The 21,037-nt window shown below is 62.6% G+C and carries 18 protein-coding genes and 1 pseudogene; 4 read left to right on the top strand and 15 right to left on the bottom strand.

Annotation, left to right across the window (positions count from 1 at the left end):
- Positions 1–3: 3 nt before the first annotated feature.
- The 3 genes from AC1RM7_RS13030 to AC1RM7_RS13020 form a co-directional block, all read right to left on the bottom strand.
- Positions 4–921: a pirin family protein gene (locus AC1RM7_RS13030; protein ID WP_024921212.1), complete on the bottom strand. Its 918-nt coding sequence runs from the start codon at positions 919–921 to the stop codon at positions 4–6.
- Positions 922–951: 30 nt separating this feature from the next.
- Positions 952–2,328, bottom strand: coding sequence for a malonyl-CoA decarboxylase (locus tag AC1RM7_RS13025; protein WP_024921213.1), 1,377 nt, complete (start codon positions 2,326–2,328; stop codon positions 952–954).
- A gap of 127 nt (positions 2,329–2,455) precedes the next feature.
- Entirely contained in the window at positions 2,456–3,823 is a 1,368-nt protein-coding gene (locus AC1RM7_RS13020; RefSeq protein ID WP_024921214.1) for an MmgE/PrpD family protein, read from the bottom strand.
- 151 nt (positions 3,824–3,974) lie between these two features.
- Between AC1RM7_RS13020 and AC1RM7_RS13015 the strand changes: the two genes are divergently transcribed.
- Positions 3,975–4,733 carry a bestrophin-like domain gene (locus AC1RM7_RS13015; protein WP_024921215.1) on the top strand — a complete coding sequence of 253 codons (759 nt, stop codon included), beginning with the start codon at positions 3,975–3,977 and terminating at the stop codon, positions 4,731–4,733.
- A gap of 27 nt (positions 4,734–4,760) precedes the next feature.
- Here AC1RM7_RS13015 and AC1RM7_RS13010 read toward each other — a convergent pair whose 3' ends face one another.
- The 10 genes and pseudogenes from AC1RM7_RS13010 to rpsT all read right to left on the bottom strand — a co-directional run bounded on the left by AC1RM7_RS13010 (position 4,761) and on the right by rpsT (position 17,788).
- Positions 4,761–5,243, bottom strand: coding sequence for a DUF2867 domain-containing protein (locus AC1RM7_RS13010; RefSeq protein WP_081758702.1), 483 nt, complete (start codon positions 5,241–5,243; stop codon positions 4,761–4,763).
- Complete coding sequence (locus AC1RM7_RS13005; RefSeq protein ID WP_024921217.1) at positions 5,240–6,634, bottom strand: MATE family efflux transporter; 1,395 nt, start codon at positions 6,632–6,634, stop codon at positions 5,240–5,242. Before AC1RM7_RS13005 ends, AC1RM7_RS13010 begins: the two co-directional genes overlap by 4 nt.
- 66 nt (positions 6,635–6,700) lie before the next feature.
- Positions 6,701–9,040, bottom strand: coding sequence for a Tex family protein (locus AC1RM7_RS13000; protein WP_024921218.1), 2,340 nt, complete (start codon positions 9,038–9,040; stop codon positions 6,701–6,703).
- A 175-nt stretch (positions 9,041–9,215) separates the two neighbouring features.
- On the bottom strand, positions 9,216–11,657 hold the full coding sequence (gene gyrB, locus AC1RM7_RS12995; RefSeq protein ID WP_024921219.1) for a DNA topoisomerase (ATP-hydrolyzing) subunit B: 2,442 nt from the start codon (positions 11,655–11,657) through the stop codon (positions 9,216–9,218).
- 245 nt (positions 11,658–11,902) lie between these two features.
- Positions 11,903–13,048, bottom strand: a complete 1,146-nt coding sequence (gene recF / locus AC1RM7_RS12990) for a DNA replication/repair protein RecF (protein WP_006023564.1) — start codon at positions 13,046–13,048, stop codon at positions 11,903–11,905.
- Between the two features lie 84 nt (positions 13,049–13,132).
- A pseudogene (locus AC1RM7_RS12985) lies at positions 13,133–13,419 on the bottom strand (GIY-YIG nuclease family protein).
- 97 nt (positions 13,420–13,516) lie between these two features.
- On the bottom strand, positions 13,517–14,635 hold the full coding sequence (dnaN, locus tag AC1RM7_RS12980) for a DNA polymerase III subunit beta (RefSeq protein ID WP_024921220.1): 1,119 nt from the start codon (positions 14,633–14,635) through the stop codon (positions 13,517–13,519).
- Positions 14,636–14,861: 226 nt separating this feature from the next.
- Complete coding sequence (dnaA, locus tag AC1RM7_RS12975; protein WP_024921221.1) at positions 14,862–16,298, bottom strand: chromosomal replication initiator protein DnaA; 1,437 nt, start codon at positions 16,296–16,298, stop codon at positions 14,862–14,864.
- Positions 16,299–17,045: 747 nt separating this feature from the next.
- Complete coding sequence (locus tag AC1RM7_RS12970; RefSeq protein ID WP_157224015.1) at positions 17,046–17,207, bottom strand: hypothetical protein; 162 nt, start codon at positions 17,205–17,207, stop codon at positions 17,046–17,048.
- Positions 17,208–17,521: 314 nt separating this feature from the next.
- On the bottom strand, positions 17,522–17,788 hold the full coding sequence (gene rpsT / locus AC1RM7_RS12965; RefSeq protein ID WP_006023567.1) for a 30S ribosomal protein S20: 267 nt from the start codon (positions 17,786–17,788) through the stop codon (positions 17,522–17,524).
- 310 nt (positions 17,789–18,098) lie between these two features.
- Here rpsT and AC1RM7_RS12960 point away from each other — a divergent pair, with 310 nt between their 5' ends.
- From AC1RM7_RS12960 to AC1RM7_RS12950, 3 genes are all read left to right on the top strand, one after another.
- Positions 18,099–18,416, top strand: a complete 318-nt coding sequence (locus AC1RM7_RS12960; RefSeq protein WP_006023569.1) for a hypothetical protein — start codon at positions 18,099–18,101, stop codon at positions 18,414–18,416.
- A 169-nt stretch (positions 18,417–18,585) separates the two neighbouring features.
- On the top strand, positions 18,586–19,239 hold the full coding sequence (gene msrA / locus AC1RM7_RS12955) for a peptide-methionine (S)-S-oxide reductase MsrA (protein ID WP_024921222.1): 654 nt from the start codon (positions 18,586–18,588) through the stop codon (positions 19,237–19,239).
- Positions 19,240–19,373: 134 nt separating this feature from the next.
- A complete protein-coding gene (locus AC1RM7_RS12950) occupies positions 19,374–19,940 on the top strand; it encodes a polysaccharide biosynthesis/export family protein (RefSeq protein WP_024921223.1) in 567 nt (188 codons plus the stop codon).
- 7 nt (positions 19,941–19,947) lie between these two features.
- On the opposite strand, the gene AC1RM7_RS12945 is transcribed toward AC1RM7_RS12950, so the two are convergent.
- Positions 19,948–20,619, bottom strand: a complete 672-nt coding sequence (locus AC1RM7_RS12945) for a dienelactone hydrolase family protein (RefSeq protein WP_024921224.1) — start codon at positions 20,617–20,619, stop codon at positions 19,948–19,950.
- 53 nt (positions 20,620–20,672) lie between these two features.
- Positions 20,673–21,005: a hypothetical protein gene (locus AC1RM7_RS12940; protein ID WP_006023573.1), complete on the bottom strand. Its 333-nt coding sequence runs from the start codon at positions 21,003–21,005 to the stop codon at positions 20,673–20,675.
- Between the last annotated feature and the right edge of the window lie 32 nt (positions 21,006–21,037).

Here is a 21,037-nt window from a genome sequence, read left to right as displayed (position 1 = left end):
GGATCACTCCGGCAGCGGAATGAATTCGTGCTCGTTGGGCACATGGGCGAAGCGGCCGGCTTTCCAGTCGGCCTTCGCTTCCTCGATGCGCTCCTTGCTCGACGACACGAAGTTCCACCAGACGTGGCGCGGGCCTTCCAGCGCCGTGCCGCCGAGAAACATCATCCGCGTCGGGCGCACGGCCTTCACAGTGATCCGGTCACCGGGGCGGAAGATCAGAAGCTTCGGCCCTTCATACTTTTCATTGGCGATCTCGATCTCGCCGTCGACGATATAGATCGCGCGTTCCTCGTGGTCCGCATCAAGCGGCACGCGCATGCCCTCGTCCAGCGCCACCTCGGTGTAGAACCACTCCGAAACCATCTCGACCGGCGATTTTGCGCCGAACGATGAACCGGCGATGATGCGCGCCTTGAATCCGGTGTCCTGAACCGTCGGCAGGACGTCGGCGCCGAAATGCTGGAACGACGGCGCGATCTCTTCCTTGCCCGCAGGCAGCGCGATCCAGCTTTGCAGGCCGAGCATCTGCTGGCCGTTGGCGCGCTGCACGTCCGGCGTGCGCTCGGAATGCGCGATGCCGCGCCCGGCGGTCATCAGGTTCATCGCGCCGGGCTGGATTTCCTGGATATTTCCTTCGCTGTCGCGATGCATGATGCTGCCGTCGAACAGATAGGTGACGGTGGCGAGCCCGATATGCGGATGCGGGCGCACGTCCATGCCCTTGCCGGCCACGAACTGCACCGGTCCAAAGTGATCGAAGAAGATGAAGGGGCCGACCATCTGCCGCTTGCCGTGCGGCAGCGCGCGGCGGACAGCAAAGCCGTCGCCGAGATCGCGGGTGCGCGGCACGATGATGAGGTCGAGCGCGTCGCAGGTCTGCGGGTCGCCGAGGATCGGATCGTTCGATGGCATCCAGCTCATGACGCGTCTCCTTGCATCAATGGAGTTTTATTACGCGCTTGCGGATGTCTCCGCGAGCGCGCGTGCTGGCAGCATCTTACGAACGGCGGACGACGATGCAACCTGGCCTTTTTCGGCAAAGGCTTCGTGGTTCGCTTCGATCTGATCGAGCGCGTAAAGATAATTGACCATCAGCCCGTACGACTGCTGCATGCCTTTTTCGGAGCGGTCGCCGAGGAAGTTCAGCCGCTCCAACCGTGCGCCGTTACCGAGATGGAAGCGCGCGACGGGATCGAGCGGATGCCCGCGCGAACCCTTGGCTTCGATGAAGTAGTAAGCCGCCAGCGGCAGCAGCTCGGCCTTGACCTGTTCGGCGATGTCGGGATCGTCGGCCCAGTTCGGTGTATCCAGCGCGTTGAGGATGGCGCGTGACGCCCCATCGAGCAGCGGCGAAGTCTCGGACGCGCGTTCGCGCGTCAGCCAGGCAGCGAATCCCGGCACTGGTGAAAGTGTCACGAAGGTATGTACATTCGGCAGTTCGCGTTTGATCTCCTCGACCACCTGCTTGATCAGGAAGTTGCCGAAGGAAATACCGCCGAGCCCGCGTTGCGTGTTCGAGATCGAATAGAATACCGCTGTGGTCGCATCGGTTGCCGGGATTGGCGCGCGTGTCAGATCGAGCAGCGGCGCGATCGCCGCCGGGCTCTCGCGTGTCAGCGCCACCTCGACAAAGATCAGCGGCTCATCCACGAGCTGCGGATGAAAGAAGCCGTAGCAACGGCGATCCGACGGCGCGAGACGGCTGCGCAAATCGTCCCAGTTGGAGATGGCGTGGACCTGCTCGTAGCGGATGATCTTTTCCAGAATGTTCGCAGGCGTGGTCCAGTCGATCCGTTGCAGCACGAGAAAACCCCTGTTGAACCACGACGCGAACAGATGAACGAAATCGCTGTCGACGTGTTTGAGCGCGGGATGATCCTTGATATGCGTCAGCAGCGCTTCGCGCATGCGCACCAGCGATGCGGTGCCGCCCGGCGCCAGATTGAGACGCCGGATCAATTCCTGGCGGCGCGGCTCGGCGGCTTTGAGAAGTTTGCTAATAGCATCGGGCGTCGTGCCCTTGTCGCGCACCACGGCGAGTGCCGCATTCAGTTCGTTCATGTCCGGCCCGAACAGATCGGCAAGTGCATTGAGGAAGGCGAGCTGATCGGCTTCACTCGCAGCCGAGTAACCCGCAAGCAGCGTGTTGGCGAGCGCGACGCCGGTGGCTTCGCCGCGCCGCGACAGCAAGGTTTCGCCAAGCCCGATCAACTCGGCCTGCGACATCGCCCGCGCGCCATTGGAGAGGCCCAGAAGGCTGCGGCCCCGCTCCGTCAGCGTGGAGAGCAGATTGCTTAAGGAGGCCCGGTCCAGTCCCAGCGTCGCCATTCGTCAGCTTGCTCCTGCGCAGTCAGGCATCATCCGCCGATGATAGACAGCGAATGCGACCGATTCCAGACGGTCCGGCCCAGACTTTCGTTTGGGAATGCCTGATCCGCAGGTTGCCTGATGCGACTCAAAGCCGCGCGAGCGACGTGACGCGGTCGATGCGGTCGAACTTGTCGAGCGACAGGATGGCGTCGGCGAAGCGATCGGCGCGCTCGTTGAGCACCGGCCGCGCGAGTTGCAGGAACTTCTGCTGCATCGCCGCCGCATCAGGAAACGATGACGGCTCGCCCGATGGATCTGGAATCAGGCGCTCCAGGGTGCCTTCACCGCTTTCGATGCTGACGCGCGCGCCGAACGGATGGCTCTTGCCCTCCAGCCGGGGGTCCTGCACGACCTCGATCCTGTCAGCCAGCGCCTCGATGGCGGGATCGCCGAGCCGCTTGTAATCGTCCCAGCCGAACGAACCCTGATCGAGCGCCAGCGCACCGGTGAAGAACATCGAGAACTGTCCGCCGACCACGCTGCGCGCATGGCGCTTGGTTGCGGCATCGCCGGTGAGTGTGATGCCGTTGCGGTGCAGGCCGATCTCGACGCTTTTAATGTTTTCCGGCGTGAGATTGTGCTCGCGGCGCATGGCGATCAGGGCGTCGATGGCGGCGTGGGTGTAGCGGCAACTCGGATAGGGCTTCACGCCGATCTTCATGGTCTCGTAGATTTTGCCGAGACCGGCGGTCGCCTTGTCCGGATGAGCGTCATCGCTGTAGCCGACCAGCAGGCCGTGCTTGCCCTCAACCGATTCCGTTGCGCCGATAAATCCCTCGCGGGCCAGCGAGGCGGCGACAACGCCGTTCATCGCAGCGGCGCCGACCTGATAGCGCTTGTTCCAGGCGCCGTTGACCAGAAATTGCAACGAGCCGGCGGCCTGGCTGCCGGAGACGCCGAATGCTGCGACGATCTGATCTGCACTGAGTTTGTAAAGCTTTGCCGCCGCGGCCGCGGCTCCATAGGTGCCGGCGGTGGCGGTGGGGTGAAAGCCTTTTGCGTAATGCGAGGTTGGATCGAGCGCATTGCCGAGGCGGCAGCAGACCTCATAGCCCGCGACGATGGCTGTCAGCACGTCGCGGCCGCTGGCCTCCACAATCTCGCCGACGGCGAAGGCGGCGGGCACAACGGGCGCGCTCGGATGGAGCGAGGAATCCGCGTGGGTGTCGTCGAAGTCGAGCGAGTGGCCGAGCGCGCCATTCAGCAGCGCGGCGATGGCGGGCGTATAGGTTTTGGCATCGCCGCACACGGTCGCATCGCCCTTGCCGTCGAGGCCGAGGGTTGCCAGCATCGCCAGCAAGGACGGCGTCGATTCCGCCTCGCGGCGCGCCCGCACGGCGCTGCCCAGAAAATCGAGGGTCAGCGCCTTGGCGCGCTCCAGCACCTCTGGTGGAATGTCTTCATATCTGAGGTTTGCGACGTAAGCGGCCAGCGTTGCGGTTTCATTCGCCATTGTTGTTTGTCCTTTTTGCCGGACGGCAGACTATGCATCCTGTGCCGCGCGTTCAACCCATGGCGCATCATGCCCGCCACCTTGACATCCGACGGCTTGCGGATGACCTTTGCCGCCGATTATCGGATTAATTTCATCAGTTGATACGGCCATGTTCACTGGCGCGGGCCTGATTGCCTTTATCTTCATTTTTGGCTCGGCGATGCTGGGCTTTGCGATTCGCCGCTTCCTGCCTGCAGATCATCTGTCGGATCTGACCGGCAAGACGGTGCACAACATCATGGGTGTTGTCTCACTGCTGGCAGCGCTGGTGCTTGGCCTTCTTGTGGCCAACACCAAGGCGAGCTTCGATCTGCGAAACCAGGAGGTTCAGCAGTTCAGCGCCAACCTGACGCTGCTCGACCGCGAGCTTATGCATTTCGGTCAGGATGCCGCAAAGATTCGCGAGATGCTGCGCACATTCACGGCGCACAAGATCGATCAGCTATGGACCGATCGTGACGCCGAGGCCGCCAGCAGGGATGCCGCAGAATCCGTGCGGCTGCTCGACGAAATCGAATCCGATCTTCGTCTGTTTGCTCCGGCGAACGGAGTTCATGTCGAGGGCCGCAGGAATGCCCTTGAACTCATCGGGGATTTGAAGCGCACCAGCCGTCTGCTGTCCGTTCAGCAGATCAATCGCTCGCCACGCGCGTTTCTGTTCGCCGGGGTCTTCTGGCTCAGCGTTCTTTTCTTCTGCCGTGGAATATTCGCGCCGTTCCAGGGCACGGTGATTGCTGCGCTCTTTCTCGCAGCCCTGTCGGTGTCGATTGCGATCAATCTGGTTTTCGATATGGACCACCCGTTCACCGGGTTTGTCAGGGTCTCGCCGGTGCCGATGCAGCAGGCGCTGGATTGGATGAAACCCTAAGGCGCCTGCAGGCCGGTGCGACGCGTGTCAGATCTTCCGCAGCATGGCAGGGACGATCATGCGGTGAAAAGGCATGATGATGGTGAGGTAGACCCGGCCGAGCGAGTTATTGGTTTTCACCAGTGTCGTCGCGGACACCTGTCTTCCGCCGGCGCCTCCGGTCACGTCGACGACTATGCGGAAGTCGAGGTGCTTGTCGTCGAAGCCCGCCACCAAACGCTGTGGCGTTTCACTGATGACGGGAAACGGACCGATGGACTCCCTGGCGAGGGCCTTTCGGTGGGTGGGCCGCTTGAGGCCGAATGGCGTCACCAGAAGATTGCGCAGTTTCATGAGGCCACCGATCCATCCGGCCTGGCGCAGGAACATGCGTTCGGCGGCCTGACGAGCATCCAGTGTCTCACCGCTCACGGTGACAACGAAGCAATCGCCGAACTGCGCGCCCGGCAGAAGCGCCTTCATGCCGCTGTCGGGTTCAAAGTCCGGAATGCTGATGGCATGGGAGGTCATGTCGTAACTCTCAACCGATGGGTCAGCCCGCGGAAGCGCAATACCAGCAGGGTGGCATAGATGCCGGTTCCGATCGACAGGCCGATCCAGACTCCGATCGCGCCCAGGTTAGTCCAGAACGCGAGCCCATAGGCCGCGGTGAAACCGATCAGCCAGTAGCTGATGGCCGCAAGCAGCAGCGGGATGCGGGTGTCGCTGAGACCGCGAAGCGCGCCGGCGGCCACGGTCTGGATGCCGTCGGCGATGAAGAAGGTTGCGCCGACCAGCATCAGTGTTGCGGCGAGCTCGATCGCAGCCAGGCCTTGGCGCGTATCGCCGAAGAAAAATCCCGCGAGGTCAAATCGCACCACGATCACGGCAAGCGTCATCGTCGTCATGAAGATGATGCCGAGCACAATCGCAGCCACACCGGCGCGGCGGATCGCCGGGACATCGCCGCGCCCCAGCGCCTGCCCGACGCGCACGGTCGCGGCCATGCCGATGCCGAACGGCACCATGAACAGGATGGCCGCGATCTGCAGCGCGATCTGATGCGCGGCGAGCGCAGTCGTGCTGATCAGCCCCATCAGCAGGCCGGCGGCGGAGAACAATCCGTACTCCAGCAGGAATGACACCGCGATCGGCGCGCCGATGATGACAAGCTGGCGCATCAGCGGCCAGTCGATCCGCCAGAACCGTCCCAGCACGTGAAATTTTCGGAACGGCCGCTGGCTGTAGGTGAACCACAGGGCCGCAGCGCACATGCCGAAGTTCACAGTGGTCGTGGCGACGCCCGCGCCGAGCAATTCCAGCTTCAGCATGCCCCAATGGCCGTGGATCAAGGCGTAGCCGAGCACGGCATTGGCGGGGATCGCAGCCAGCGTGATCCACAGGCCCGGCTCGGGGCGGTTGACTGCGCCCATGAAGTTGCGGATCGCCATGAAGCATAACGCGGGCGCCATGCCCGGCGCGAGGCCGAGCAGATAACGCTGCGCGAGACGGGCATTCTCCGGCGCCTGACCGAGCATCAGGAGAATCTTCTCGCCGAACAGCGGCAGCATCATCATCGGAACGCACAGCAGCAGCGCGGCCCACAGGCCGACGCGAAGCGCACGGCGAACCGTGCGCGGCTGACGCGCGCCCAGCGCCTGAGCTGCGAGCGGCGCCACGGCGGACACCAGTCCCATCCCGATCACGAAGGCGACGAAGAACACCGTATGCGCCAGCGACGCCGCGGCGACCGCAGTGTCGCCGAGCCGTCCGATCAGCGCGAGATCGGTGGTCATCATGGCGATCTGTCCCAGTTGCGTCAGGGCAATGGGCAGGGCGAGCTTGATGGTTTCAATAAACTCGGTCGCGACCGGATTACGGGCCGCGATCCGGGCTGATTGTGTTGTCTCGACGCTGGCCATGATGACTGAGTAGCACCGCAGCCTGACAAAATCATGGTCCAAGGCTGCGGCGTTTCGCGGCCGCCGCTATTTTCTGCCGTTCTGCCGCTCCGCTGCGCGCTTGAGGGCTTCCGCGAGTGCGCCGCCGCCCGAAGGGGCCGGTTGCGATGCGGCCCGCTGCTGGGACTTTGACAGGGGACGCTCCTGCTGGCGCGGGGCGCTGCGCGCGGTGCGATCGGAGGCCGGTCCGATCTCGTCATCGAGACGCAGCGTCAGCGCGATGCGCTTGCGCGGAACGTCGACGTCCAGAACCTTGACGCGCACGATGTCACCCGGCTTCACCACATCGCGCGGGTCCTTGATGAAGGTGCGCGACATCGCGGAAATATGGACAAGGCCGTCCTGATGCACGCCGACATCGACGAATGCGCCGAACGCCGCGACATTGGTCACCGCGCCTTCCAGCACCATGCCGGGCTTGAGATCGCTGACCTTTTCGACGCCGTCCATGAACACGGCTGCCTTGAACGCGGGCCGCGGATCGCGTCCCGGCTTCTCAAGCTCCCGGAGGATGTCGGTGACGGTCGGAAGACCGAAGGTCTCGTCGACAAAGCTTTGCGGCTTCACCTGCCGCAGGATTTCGGCGTTGCCGATCAGCGCCCGGATGTCACTCTTGGTGGCGGTGAGGATGCGGCGCACGACGGGGTAGGATTCCGGATGCACGCCGGAGGCATCGAGCGGATCGTCGCCACCCGTGATGCGCAGGAAGCCGGCGCACTGCTCGAACGCCTTGGGCCCGAGACGCGGCACTTCTTTCAGCGCCTTGCGCGAACGGAAGGGGCCATTGGCGTCGCGGTGCTGGACGATGCTCTGCGCGAGGCCCGTGCCGATGCCGGACACGCGCGCGAGCAGCGGCGCAGAGGCGGTATTGGCGTCGACGCCGACCGCGTTCACGCAGTCTTCCACCACGGCATCGAGTGAGCGCGAGAGTTTTGCCTCGCCGAGATCGTGCTGGTATTGACCAACGCCGATGGATTTCGGATCGATCTTGACCAGTTCGGCCAGCGGATCCTGCAACCGGCGTGCGATGGACACCGCGCCGCGCAGCGTCACGTCGAGACCGGGCAGTTCCTCGGAGGCATAAGCGGACGCCGAGTAAACCGATGCGCCGGCTTCCGACACCACGATGCGCGTCATCTTCAGTTCCGGCAGCAGCTTCACCAGGTCGCCGGCGAGCTTGTCGGTTTCGCGTGATGCCGTGCCGTTGCCGATCGCGATCAGTTCCACGCGATGCTCGCGCGCGAGCTTTCCGAGGATCGCGAGCGATTCGTCCCAGCGGCGCTGCGGCTCGTGCGGAAAGATCGCGGTGGTCGCCACGACCTTGCCGGTGGCATCGACCACAGCGACCTTCACGCCGGTGCGGTATCCCGGATCGAGGCCCATGGTGACACGCGCTCCCGCAGGCGCGGCAAGAAGCAGATCGCGCAGGTTCGCGGCAAAGACGCGAACGGCCTCTTCCTCGGCTGCGGTCCACAGCCGCATGCGCAGATCGATGGAGATGTGAATGAGAATCTTCGTTCGCCACGCCCAGCGCACGGTCTCGGTCAGCCACTTGTCGCCGGGGCGTCCCTGATCGGAGATCGAGAAGCGCTGCCGGATGCGCAGTTCGTACGAACTCACAGCAGCAGGCGTCGCCGCCGGCGGCTCGGGAAGAATCTGCAGGTCGAGGATTTCTTCCTTCTCGCCGCGGAACGCGGCGAGAATGCGGTGCGACGGCAGCTTGTGCAACGGCTCGCTGAAATCGAAATAGTCGCTGAACTTGGCGCCGGCTTCCTGCTTCCCCTCGCGCAGCTTCGATGTCAGCACGCCGTTCGACCACGCCTCTTCGCGCAGCGCGCCGATCAGGTCGGCGTCTTCCGCGAAACGTTCGACGAGGATCGCGCGTGCGCCCTCAAGCGCGGCGGCGGCATCAGCCACCTGCTTGTCGGGATCGACGAAGGGCGCGGCGGCGGCATGCGGCTCGTTTGCGGGCTGGGTCAGCAACAGGTCCGCCAGCGGCTCGAGGCCCGCTTCCTTGGCGATTTCCGCCTTGGTCCGGCGCTTGGGCTTGAATGGCAGGTAGATGTCCTCAAGGCGGCCCTTGCTGTCTGCCGCCATGATGGCCGCTTCGAGAGCGGCGTCGAGCTTGCCTTGCTCGCGGATCGAATTGAGGATCGTGGTGCGCCGCGCCTCCATCTCCCGCAGATAGGTCAGGCGTTCGTCCAGCGTGCGCAATTGCGCATCGTCGAGCGCGCCCGTCACTTCCTTGCGGTAGCGCGCGATGAAAGGCACGGTCGAGCCTTCGTCGAGCAGCTTGATGGTGGCTTCGACCTGCGCTTCGCGAACGCCGAGTTCGTCTGCAATCTGTTGGGAAATTGTCTTGGCCACGCCGGATCCTTCAACCAGGAGAGATCGCCGCGGCAATTGAGTCGCGGCAAGGGGGAAGCGGCTTATGGACCACGGTCCATGTGCGCATCAAGCCCGATCATCGTGCCCGGATGTGGATGAAACGTGGCAATGCGGTGCACGTCTCAAGCGATCGTGGACGTCAATCGAATGAGGATCAAACGTCCACGTTGGCGTCGAGCGAGTTGTCCTGGATGAACTCGCGGCGCGGTTCGACGACATCACCCATCAGCTTGGTGAAGATGTCGTCGGCGGCGTCGACTTCCTTGACCTTGACCTGCAGCAGCGAACGGGCATTGACGTCGAGCGTCGTCTCCCACAATTGCTGCGGGTTCATTTCGCCGAGGCCTTTGTAGCGCTGATAGGTCACGCCCTTGCGTCCGGCATCGGTGACGGCCTCGAACAGGCTGACCGGTCCGTGGATCGGCGTTTCGGTGTCCTTGCGGCGGAGCACGGCGCTGCGCGGATAAGCCTCCTGCAGCCGTCCGGCATATTCGTCGAGCTTGCGCGCCTCGGCGGAGCCGAGCAGCGCGTCGTCGATGATGGCGACATCCTTGACGCCGCGCACGGTGCGCTCGAAGAAATAACCTTCGCCTTCGGTGAAGCGTCCGACCCAGCCGCGTTCGACCTCGTCGGCCAGCGCGTCGAGGCGCTTGGCGATGTAGTCGGCGGCCTGGTTGGCGGTCTCGATGTTGCCGATCACATGAGGGCTGAGCACACCGGCGATCGCGGCCTGCTCAATCACGGTGCGATTGTAGCGGCTATGCAAGCTGTTCAGGATGCCCCGGATGACGCGTGCGTCCTCAAGCAGGGCCTGAAGATCGCGGCCCTTGCGGTCCTCGCCCGATGACAGCTTCAGAACACAATCATCAAGACCGGTCTCGATCAGGTAATCCTCCATCGCGCGTTCGTCCTTGAGGTACTGCTCGGACTTGCCGCGCGTCACCTTGAACAGCGGCGGCTGGGCGATGTAGAGAAACCCGCCTTCGATCAGCGCCGGCATCTGCCGGAAGAAGAACGTCAGCAGCAGCGTACGGATATGCGCGCCGTCGACGTCGGCGTCGGTCATCACGATGATCTTGTGATAGCGCAGCTTCGAGATATCGAAGTCGTCGCGTCCGATACCGGTGCCGAGCGCCGTGATCAGCGTGCCGATCTGCTCGGATGACAGCATCTTGTCGAAGCGTGCGCGTTCGACATTGAGAATCTTGCCGCGCAATGGAAGAACCGCCTGGAATTCGCGGTTGCGGCCCTGCTTGGCGGAGCCGCCTGCGGAATCACCCTCGACGATAAAGAGTTCGGATTTCGCCGGATCGCGTTCCTGACAGTCGGCCAGTTTGCCCGGCAGCGAGGCGATGTCGAGCGCGCCCTTGCGGCGGGTGAGGTCGCGCGCCTTGCGCGCGGCTTCGCGCGCGGAGGCGGCCTCGATCACCTTGCCGACAATGGTCTTCGCTTCCGACGGATGTTCCTCGAACCAGGCCGAGAGCGCCGCGTTCAGCACGTTTTCGACCACGGGGCGTACTTCCGAGGACACCAGCTTGTCCTTGGTCTGCGACGAGAACTTCGGATCTGGCACCTTGACGGAGAGCACAGCCGTGAGGCCTTCGCGGCAATCGTCGCCGGTCAGCGCGATCTTTTCCTTCTTCGCCATGGCGTCGGCATAGCCGGTGACCTGACGCGTCAGCGCGCCGCGGAAGCCCGCCAGATGGGTGCCGCCGTCGCGCTGGGGAATGTTGTTGGTGAAGCACAGCACGTTCTCGTGGTAGCTGTCGTTCCACCACATCGCGACTTCGACACTGATGCCGTTCTGCTCCGCGCGCATCACGATCGGGGTCGGCACCACGGGCTTCTTGTTGCGGTCGAGATATTTGACGAATTCCTCGACGCCGCCCTCGTAGAACAGTTCCTCGCGTTTTTCGACCGCGTGACGCATGTCCGAGAGCGTGATGTTGACGCCGGAATTCAGAAAAGCCAGCTCGCGCAGGCGGTGCTCCAGCGTCGCGAAATCGTATTCGACATTGGTGAAGGTTTCGGTCGAGGCGAGGAATGTCACTTCAGTTCCGCGCTTGCCATTGGCATCGCCGACGACTTCCAGCGGGGCGACGGAATCACCGTGCCTGAACTGGATGTAGTGTTCCTTGCCGTCGCGCCAGACGCGCAATTCCAGCTTGCTCGACAGCGCGTTGACGACGGAGACGCCGACGCCGTGCAGACCGCCGGAGACCTTATAGGAATTCTGGTCGAATTTTCCGCCGGCATGAAGCTGGGTCATGATGACTTCAGCGGCCGAAATGCCCTCGCCCTTGTGGATGTCGGTCGGGATACCGCGGCCGTCATCGCGTACGGTCACCGAGTTGTCTGGATTGAGGATCACTTCGACGCGGGTAGCATGGCCCGCAAGCGCCTCGTCGATGGCATTGTCGACGACTTCGTACACCATGTGATGCAGGCCCGAGCCGTCATCGGTGTCGCCGATATACATGCCCGGCCGCTTGCGAACCGCGTCGAGACCCTTCAGCACGCGGATCGATTCAGCGCCGTATTCCGCACCCGGATTGGAGACAGGTTCGGCGCTGGTTTGCCGGGCTGGTTCGGTCATGAGTTGCCTTCGAAAATGGTTCGGCAGAGAGATCGAATCGGGTCGCGGAAAATGCGCCTTCGATTGTCGATTTGTGCCATGAAAACAGACAAGCTCCTAGGACAAAGTGGCGTCCTGCAAGCTGTTGATTAGATAGGATTTTTTGGCTGTTTTTCAAGGCTCCGAAGAGGCATTTTCGGGGCTGTGGAAAAGCTTGATTCGCGCAGCCTGCGAGAGGGCTTTTGGGGGCGAGATCGCGGCCTGATTCAGCCGCGCGCGCGCCGTTTCACCGTCCCCGCCTCGACGTCGAAAATATCCGCGCGCGCACCGATATCCGTGAATGCGACCGGATCAGCGCCGGTCATCCAGACCTGTGCGCCGAGGGCGGCGAGTTCGTCGAACAGCGCGGCGCGGCGATTGGGATCGAGATGGGCGACGATTTCATCGAGCAAGAGGAGCGGCGTGATGCCGGTCATCTCGGCCACCAGAGTGGCGTGGGCCAGCACGAGGCCGATCAGCAGCGCTTTCTGCTCGCCGGTGGAGGCATCGCGCGCCGGCATGTTCTTGGGCGCGTAGATGACCTGCAGATCTGTCAGGTGCGGCCCGTTCAGCGTGCGCCCCGCGGCGGCGTCTTTTGCACGGCTTTCCCGCAGCATGTCGCGGTAGCGGTCCTCGACGGCGGTGGCGGTCTCACTCAGCAGCGCATTCTCCATCCAGCCGTCGAGTGCAATCAGCGCCGACGGAAACACCGATTTGCTGCCGCGCGCGGCCAGCATCGAACTCAATCGCTGCAATGTCTGGCCGCGCTGGGCGGCGACCGCGACCGCGAGTTCCGCGGTTTCACGCTCAATGGCATCGCACCAGTGGGCGTCGAAATTGCGGTCTTCCAGCAGCCGGTTTCTTGAGCGCAGGGAGCGATCCAGCGCCGAGACGCGGCTGGAATGCTCAGAGTCGATCGCCAGCACCAGACGGTCGAAAAAGCGGCGACGTTCGGAGGCCGCGCCCATGAACAGGCCGTCCATCGCGGGCGTCAGCCACACCATGCGCAGATGATCGCCAAAGGCCGCCGCGGAGGTCACCGGCTCGCGGTCGATGCGCACGCGGCGGGGCGAGGACGCGCCGTCGGCGCGGGGCGCATCGATGCCGGTGCCGAGCGTCGCAAGGCCGAGTTCGCCTTCCACCTCGGCAGAGACCGCCCATGAGCCGTCGCCCTGGATATCTGCAACATCATCGAGCGTGGCGCGGCGCAGGCCGCGTCCGGGCGACAGAAACGAGATCGCCTCCAGGCAATTGGTCTTGCCCGCACCATTGGGGCCGACCAGCACCACGACATCGCCGCGCGTCTCCACACTCGCCGCACGGTAATTGCGGAAATGCGTCAGGCTGAGGCGGAGAATGCGGGAGACGGTCATGGTGCGCTAGATAGCAGGCCTGAGAACGTCACAACAGATGTCGATCGTCATTGCCGGGCTTGACCCGGCAATCCATCGTCCGCGTCAGCGGACAATCTCACTATAAAGATCGTTCCAATCAGGATTCTGTGCGACGATTAGATCTATCTTCCACTCGCGCGACCAGTGTTTGATGTTTTTTCGCGCTGGAGTGCGGCAGCGATAGTGTCATGCTGCTCGAAATAGACGAGCGTTTTAACGTCGTAGCGTTTGCTGAAACTCTCGGCGAGTCCTTCACGATGTTCGTAGATGCGGCGTATCAGATCGTTGGTGACGCCCACATACAGCGTGCCGCCCGGCCTGTTGGCAAGGATGTAAACCCAATATCTCATTCGAGGATGATGGATTGCCGGGTCAGGCCCGGCAATGACGATCTTCAATTTTGTCGGATCGCGGGTACCCTCCGCCACAAGGGAGAGGGAAGTAAAATTACACCCGCATCGGCATCAGGACGTACAGCGCGCCTTTGGAGTCCTTGTCCTGCACCAGGGTCGGCGAGCCGGGATCAGCCAGACGCAGCACCGCGACCTCGCCTTCGATCTGCGCCGCGATGTCGAGCAGGTAGCGCGAATTGAAGCCGATATCGAGCGGGTCGGAAGCGTATTCGACCTCCAGCTCTTCCGTCGCGCTGCCGGAATCCGGGTTGGTCACGGACAGCACCAGCTTGCCGGCGGACAGCGCCAGTTTCACGGCGCGGCCGCGCTCGGAGGAGATCGTCGAGACGCGGTCCACCGCCGCCTCGAAATCCTTCTTGTCGACGATCAGTTCCTTGTCGTTGTTCTGCGGAATGACGCGGCCGTAGTCGGGGAATGTGCCGTCGATCAGTTTCGAGGTCAGCACAACATCGCCGATGGTGAAGCGAATCTTGCCCTGCGACAGCTCGATCTTCAGCTCGGCCTCGTTGTCTTCGATCAGGCGCTGCACTTCGCCCACGGTCTTGCGTGGCACGATCACGCCCGGCATACCGTCGGCGCTCTTCGGCAACGGCAGGTCGACCTGTGCGAGGCGATGACCGTCGGTCGCGACCGCACGCAGCGTCGCGGCCTTGGCGGTGCCTGCTGCGTGCAGATAGATACCGTTGAGATAGTAGCGGGTTTCTTCGGTCGAGATCGCAAACTGGGTGCGGTCGATCAGCCGCTTCATGTCAGCGGCGGCCAGCGTGAACGAATGGGTCATGTCCCCGGCGGCGAGATCGGGGAAGTCGCTTTCCGGCAGCGTCTGCAGCGTGAAGCGCGAGCGTCCCGCGCGGATCGCCAGCACGGAGCGATCGCCGTCGCCTTCCAGAACGATCTGCGAGCCGTCCGGCAGCTTGCGCACGATGTCGTAGAACATGTGGGCGGGAACGGTGGTCGATCCGCCGGTGCCGGTTTCCGCCGCCAGCGTCTCGGTCACTTCAAGATCGAGGTCGGTGGCCTTCAGGCTGAGGCGCGACTTGTCGGCGCGGATCAGCACATTGCCCAATATCGGAATTGTGTTGCGGCGTTCGACCACGCGATGAACGTGGCTCAGTGATTTGAGGAGTTGCGCCCGCTCGACGGTAACCTTCATGACAATTCCGCCCGATCCCAAGTCCGTATCGTTATTGGAGGTGCCGGACGGCTGGACAGCACGCCGCGGCGACTGAACCCTGCGGACCGGCAAAACGGGAGTTTCGCCGGGGTCCACGGGGGACCGTAAGGTGGCGCGGTTGAGCGGGAAGCGCAAGGGCGAGAGCCGCCGGAAGGCGGCTTTCCCCCTTTGTTATCTCAGGTTTTTCCAAGCCATCCCGGCTGGATCACTCCTGAAGCTGGCGCTTCAGCAGTTCGACCTCGTCGGAGAGGGAGACATCCTTGGCGACCAGGGCCTCGATCTTGCGGACCGCATGCAGGACCGTGGTGTGATCGCGGCCACCGAACCGGCGTCCGATCTCGGGCAGGGAGCGCAGGGTCAGCGTCTTTGCCAGATACATCGCGACCTGACGCGGACGGACCACATTGGCGGTGCGGCGCGATGACAGGAGGTCCGAGCGGCTGACATTGTACTGGCGGGCGACCACGCGCTGGATGTCCTCGATCTTGACCCGCTTCGGCTCCATCGGCCGGACCAGATCGCGGACTTCGCGTTCCGCCATTTCAAGCGTCACGGTGGTGGCGTTGAGCTTGCTGTGAGCAAGGAGACGGTTGATCGCGCCCTCAAGATCACGGCCGTTATGGGTGATGGTTTTCGCGAGATACTCCAGCACCGGCATCGGCACGTCGAAGGTGGCGTGATGTGCCTTCGCGGCCGACACGCGCGACTTCAGGATTTCGAGCCGCAGTTCTTCGCCAAGCGAACCCATCTCGACGACGAGACCGCCAGCGAGCCGCGAGCGCACGCGGTCGTCGAGGCTTTCCAGATCGGACGGCGGCCGGTCGGCGGCAATCACCACCTGACGCCCGGCGTCGATCAACGCGTTCAGCGTGTGGCAGAATTCCGACTGCGTCGACTTGCCCTGCAGGAACTGAAGATCGTCGATCACCAGCACGTCGATGCCGCGCAGCGCTTCCTTGAAGGCGAGCGCTGTCTGGGATTTCAGCGCGGCGACGAAGCCGTACATGAATTTCTCGGCGGTCAGATACAGCACCTTGCGCTCGGGATTGGAATTCCCGGCCCAGGTGACCGCCTGCAACAGATGGGTTTTGCCGAGGCCGACGCCGGCATGAATATAGAGCGGGTTGAACATCACGCTGTCGCCGCGGCGTCCTTCGGCCACCTGACGTGCAGCAGCATGTGCCAGCGTGTTGGAGCGGCCCATCACGAAGGTCGCGAATGTCAGGCGCGGGTCGAGCGGTGAACCGCCGAGCGCATCGTGGCTGGCCGACACCGGCGCGGTCGCCGTGTTGCGCAGTTCCGGCGCCGGGCGGCTTGCGCCATTGCCGAGCTCCGGCCGGGGCTGGCCCAGCGGTGCCTTGGCGTCCTTCACGGGCGCGGCACAACGCATCGCGGTCCGCACCGTCAGTTCAATGCGCTTCACGCTCGGTGCTTCAGACTGCCAGCAGGCGAGGACCCGGTCGGCATAGTGAGCCTGAATCCAGCTCTTGAGGAACTTGGTCGGAACCGTCATGTGAACGCAGTCGTCATGGATGCGCTCGAGGTCCATGCGGGCAAACCAGCTCGTGTAGAAATCCTCGCCGACATTCGTGCGCAGCCGTCCTTTGAAGCGCGCCCACTGATCGCGTTCGATGTCTGCCAGTTCGATGCCTGTCGGAATTGTTTCTGCCGAGATTGTCATTTGCGTTCTGATCTTCTGATTGAGGTGTGATCCGGCGAGAGCCGTGATGATGTCTGCCGCTGACATGCGTTTCTTCCGTCGTTTGCAGACGCTCCGCCGTTCGGCGCCGATCGCCGCGGGCATTGCTCAGCTTTGGGAAGAAGACGTGTGTCGCGTTAGCGCGGACTGGAATGGGGTGGCGGACCGCAGGGCGCGGCTGGAGTGGTCGCTGAAATGAACTTGCTGGAAATGATTGCTGTAAAGTCGCTGTGCCTGCTCTGACTGCTGGACATAGAAATTCCCCCTCCTGCCACGGGAAAACCATGGCAAGTTGTTATCGCCTTGATCTGGTCTAATCTTTTGTTTTCGCCCGATCAGTTGACTGATCAGGCCGTAGCCGCCGCTTCGTTTCGCCCGTCCAAACCTATCCCCTGCCTTCGAAGCTGGTGGGGTTTTTCCTCTGCGGGATTTCTCGCTTTGTTACGCGGAGCCCGGAAAGTTCCGATCGCCGCGGCGGAGAAATTTTCACACAGAGGACCGTTCTCACAAATCGTGAGTCCGCGCCCAACCATCGCTAGGAAAGTGCCACTGACTTGCAGACCAACCTTAACTGCATGCCCGCCCAAGAGTCTCAAACCGCGCTGATCAAGAGAGCCGTGGGCGACGCGACGTAATAAGAAATACACGAGGCGCTGCGGCTCGCAACGAAATTGATTTCGCATCGCGCGCTCAAAGCGCGACTTGCCGCAGATGCGAAACACCGAGTGGTTCATGACAAAACAGCAAGGTTTTGAATCTGTGCGGAGATTCGAAAAGTCGGACAACTGTCACAAAACGAGCAATCGGCAAAACTTCCTTCATAAATAATTTAAGATTGATCAGGCGACCCATGCGTTTTCCAACTGCTGTCGCTCACTATGCCGATAAGGCCTTCGTCACGCGTGTTTTTTTGTGATCGGCAGAGCAGGGTAACCCCTGCTCGTGGTTTGGAGTCGGTGCGTCATCGCGCTTGCATTTTCGAAACATCGCAAGCACCGCAAGTGCTGTCAGTGCGCATGTCATGAACGGTGTTGGCGTGCCGCCGCGCATCGGGGAACGTCTGTGTTCATCGTGCAACTGCAAAAAGAAAAAGCCCGGCGTTCGCCGGGCTTTTGCATATCGTCTTTTTGACGGTCAGTTTTTTCGGGACAAACGCGCCGTGGAACTTACTTGGCGAGCTTGGCGATCTGATGCGTCAGGCGCGATACCTTACGGCTCGCGTTGTTCTTGTGAATGATGTTGCGCTGCGCGGCCTGCATCAGATCCGGCTCGGCCTTCTTCATCGCTTCGAGAGCGGCGGCGCGGTCGCCCTTCTTGATCGCTTCTTCGACATTCCGAACCGAACCGCGCATCTGGGTGCGGCGCGATTTGTTGATCAGGGTGCGGCGGGCAATCTTGCGAGTCGCCTTCTTGGCGGAAGTGGTATTGGCCATGGTCTCTCGGTTTCTCTCGGTCCGTCAGACCGCGGCTGTCGTTGTGAGCCGACGGGCTGATCGCTATCGACCGTTCGGCCGATGATGGGTGAAAATCGGTGGTCCTGAAAATGTTCTTCTCAAAGAGCTTGCTTAAAGAACACGCTCTCAAAGAACATCGGCGGCAGGATTGCGCCCGCCGCCAGTTGCGGGTTCTTATAGGGATACTGGCCTGCACCGTCAACGATTTCCGGGCCCATTTTGGGGTTTCCGGGTCCGGCGGGAGGCCCTGCCGATACCGGCGAAGTGATTGAAATAAATGGGGTGAGTGATGATCCGTGGGTTTTTTCGTCTGATTGGGCTGTTTCTGCTGGTTATCGGCTTCCTGTCGCTGGTTTACGACGGGGCCAGGACCATTGCCGACCAGACCCTGCGGATTACGCGCCTCGGCGAGCTCTGGAACGACATCAACCAGGCCAGCCAGCAGTCGTTTCAGACCCTGGTCGAAGGAGTTTCGCCCTTGCTCTGGAACAGCGTGATGAAGCTTCTGCTCAACCAGCCGGCCTGGGCGGTCCTCGGGATTCTGGGTATTCTCCTGATGCTGCTGTTCCGCCCCTCCAAGCCGCTGATCGGTTACTCACGAAATTGAACAGCATTCTGAGTGAGGCGAATTCGCCTGGCGAGCAAATTTCGGGAATGGGTTCGCGCATATTTCAAGGGGTGATGCCGGACATATGATGAGCAGGCGGCGCGTAACGCTCTGACAATTGCTGCGTACAGGCCCATATATAGAGACGCGAACCCGCAAGGAGCACGCCATGTTCTTCTCCCGCAAGCCCCTCGATCTGCCGAGCGCCGCCGATGCCCTGCCGGGCCGCGCGACCGCGCTGCCGACGGCCAAGACCCATTTCGTCAACGGACACGCGCTGAAGGGCCCTTATCCCGCCGGCTTCGAGACTGCGATTTTCGGTCTCGGCTGCTTCTGGGGCGCCGAGCGCAAGTTCTGGGAAATGGACGGCGTCTATGTCACCGCTGTCGGCTATGCCGGCGGGTCGACACCGAACCCGACCTATGAAGAGACCTGCTCGGGCCGCACCGGCCACACCGAAGCGGTGCTGGTGGTGTTCGATCCGAACAAGGTGTCTTACGACGCATTGCTGAAGACGTTTTGGGAAAGCCACGATCCGACCCAGGGCATGCGCCAGGGCAACGACATCGGCACGCAGTACCGCTCCGCGATCTACACCACCAGCGACGCGCAGACGAAGGCAGCGCTGGCCTCGAAAGATGCCTACAACAAGGCGCTCAACGCCAAGCGGTATGGTTCGATCACCACCGAGATCAAGCCGGCCGGCGAGTTCTACTTTGCCGAGGACTACCATCAGCAATATCTGGCGAAGAATCCTGCCGGGTACTGCGGCCTCGGTGGAACCGGCGTGTCGTGCCCGATCGGAGTGGGCGTGAGCGCGTAACGCATGATCCGGAAAAGTGGCAACCGGTTTTCCGATCAGATCATGCGCAACTAACCCCGCGCTTACCCTTTGTTAACCATAAATGCTGCAAACCGGGCCTGTCTCTCGTCACGAGGGCAGGCCCGGAGCGTTTGATGCGTGCGTCGCGGTTATCGCTGATCGCTGTCGTTATTGGTGCGCTCGCGCTGACGGGCTGCATGCAGACATCCGTGTCTGTGACGACCGGCTACGCGCCGGTCGATGAGCCTTACCGGCTCGACGCCGGAGACAAATTGCGCATCGTGGTCTACGGCCAGGAAGGTCTCACCAACACCTATGCAGTGGGCGCCAGCGGCGCGATTACCATGCCGCTGATCGGCTCGGTATCTGCGCGCGGACTGACGCCCGCCGAGCTTGCTGCTGCTGTGACGGCGCGGCTGAAGCGTGGCTATCTGCGCGAGCCGTATGTGGCGGCGGAAGTCGAGAGCTATCGGCCGTTCTTCATCCTTGGTGAAGTCACCGCACCCGGCCAATATCCCTACGTGCCCAACATGACGGTCGAGAGCGCGGTGGCCATCGCCGGCGGCTTCACGCCGCGCGCGGAGCGCAAGGCCATCAAGCTGACCCGCGTTGGTGAAGGCGGCGCGGCGCAGGCGGTGGTGCCGCCCGGCACCTTCCTCAAGCCCGGCGATACCATCTCGGTTGCCGAACGCTGGTTCTGATACGTCTCTATTTCAAGTTCTTGCTGAAGAACGCCAGGCTGCGCTGCCAGGCGAGATCCGAGCTCGGCTTGTCGTAACTGGCGCGCTCGTCGCAGCCGAAACCGTGCTGCGCGCCGGGATAAACCAGCACCTCGACCTCGGGCCGCTTCGCCTTGATGATCTCGACATCGCTCAAGGGAATGCCGGTGTCCTTCTCGCCGAAGTGCAACTGTGTCAGCACGGTGGGTTTGTCATCGGCGAAGCGGACCACGGCGCCGCCGTAATAGCCGACAGCAGCACTCAGGCCCGAGAGCTTCGTTGCGGCCGCATAGGCGATGCTGCCGCCGAGACAAAAGCCGATGATGCCGACCGGGCCGATGTCTTTCACCGCGTCGATGGCGGCCTGCGTGTCGCGCAGCATCGCCGGCCAATCGGGACTGGCGACGAATTTCCGCGCCACCGCGACTTCATCCGGCGAATATCCCGACTGAAAGTCCGGCTCGATGCGATCGAAGATCGCAGGTGCGATGGCGCCGTAGCCTTCGTTCGCCAGCCGGTCGCAGATGTTGCGGATGTGCGAGTTGACCCCGAAGATTTCCTGGATCACGACAATCGCGCCTTTCGGTGCGCCAGCCGGATCGGCGCGATAGGCGCCGAGCTTGAATCCATCCGAGGCGGTCAACGTGATCGTCTGTCCCATGCGGACGTCCTTCCATCAGATATCGGGAATGCTACGGCGAATAGGATGCAGGCTTATCGCCACATCCAGTTGCGGCTCCAGTCGGCCTTCCAGCCGGTGAGGCGGCCGCCGCGGAACTGCAGATAAAGCGGGTCGTCGCGGAACGACCATCGCGCGCCGACATTGCGGATCACCAGAAAAATCTCGTCGCCGGGCCGCCCGCTCACATAACTCAGCGGTTGTCCCAGTGCGTCGGTCGCGTCCTCCACGCTCATGCCGAACACCAGCGGCGTGTGGTTGGACAGCGTCGTGGTGAAGGGAGAAGGCGGCAGCCGCTCCGCGCGCGCATCCACCGGGGTATGCACAAGAGCGATGGCGACAAGCGGGGCGAACAACACTAGTTTCATGGACAAAGTGTTCTTCGGTTTGCCGCCCAAGG

The sequence above is a fragment of the Afipia sp. GW822-FHT03D08 genome (genome assembly GCF_058801645.1).
The sequence above is the reverse complement of the archived record's forward strand: the minus strand, read 5'-3'. Positions and strand labels throughout refer to the sequence as shown.

Excerpts from the sequence above, each read along its gene's own strand:
- AC1RM7_RS13030 (WP_024921212.1), bottom strand. The coding sequence starts at position 921 with ATGAGCTGGATGCCATCGAACGATCCGATCCTCGGCGACCCGCAGACC.
- AC1RM7_RS13025 (WP_024921213.1), bottom strand. The coding sequence starts at position 2,328 with ATGGCGACGCTGGGACTGGACCGGGCCTCCTTAAGCAATCTGCTCTCC.
- AC1RM7_RS13020 (WP_024921214.1), bottom strand. The coding sequence starts at position 3,823 with ATGGCGAATGAAACCGCAACGCTGGCCGCTTACGTCGCAAACCTCAGA.
- AC1RM7_RS13015 (WP_024921215.1), top strand. The coding sequence starts at position 3,975 with ATGTTCACTGGCGCGGGCCTGATTGCCTTTATCTTCATTTTTGGCTCG.
- AC1RM7_RS13010 (WP_081758702.1), bottom strand. The coding sequence starts at position 5,243 with ATGACCTCCCATGCCATCAGCATTCCGGACTTTGAACCCGACAGCGGC.
- AC1RM7_RS13005 (WP_024921217.1), bottom strand. The coding sequence starts at position 6,634 with ATGGCCAGCGTCGAGACAACACAATCAGCCCGGATCGCGGCCCGTAAT.
- gyrB (WP_024921219.1), bottom strand. The coding sequence starts at position 11,657 with ATGACCGAACCAGCCCGGCAAACCAGCGCCGAACCTGTCTCCAATCCG.
- recF (WP_006023564.1), bottom strand. The coding sequence starts at position 13,048 with ATGACCGTCTCCCGCATTCTCCGCCTCAGCCTGACGCATTTCCGCAAT.
- dnaN (WP_024921220.1), bottom strand. The coding sequence starts at position 14,635 with ATGAAGGTTACCGTCGAGCGGGCGCAACTCCTCAAATCACTGAGCCAC.
- AC1RM7_RS12970 (WP_157224015.1), bottom strand. The coding sequence starts at position 17,207 with ATGGGTCGCCTGATCAATCTTAAATTATTTATGAAGGAAGTTTTGCCG.
- rpsT (WP_006023567.1), bottom strand. The coding sequence starts at position 17,788 with ATGGCCAATACCACTTCCGCCAAGAAGGCGACTCGCAAGATTGCCCGC.
- AC1RM7_RS12960 (WP_006023569.1), top strand. The coding sequence starts at position 18,099 with ATGATCCGTGGGTTTTTTCGTCTGATTGGGCTGTTTCTGCTGGTTATC.
- msrA (WP_024921222.1), top strand. The coding sequence starts at position 18,586 with ATGTTCTTCTCCCGCAAGCCCCTCGATCTGCCGAGCGCCGCCGATGCC.
- AC1RM7_RS12950 (WP_024921223.1), top strand. The coding sequence starts at position 19,374 with ATGCGTGCGTCGCGGTTATCGCTGATCGCTGTCGTTATTGGTGCGCTC.
- AC1RM7_RS12945 (WP_024921224.1), bottom strand. The coding sequence starts at position 20,619 with ATGGGACAGACGATCACGTTGACCGCCTCGGATGGATTCAAGCTCGGC.
- AC1RM7_RS12940 (WP_006023573.1), bottom strand. The coding sequence starts at position 21,005 with ATGAAACTAGTGTTGTTCGCCCCGCTTGTCGCCATCGCTCTTGTGCAT.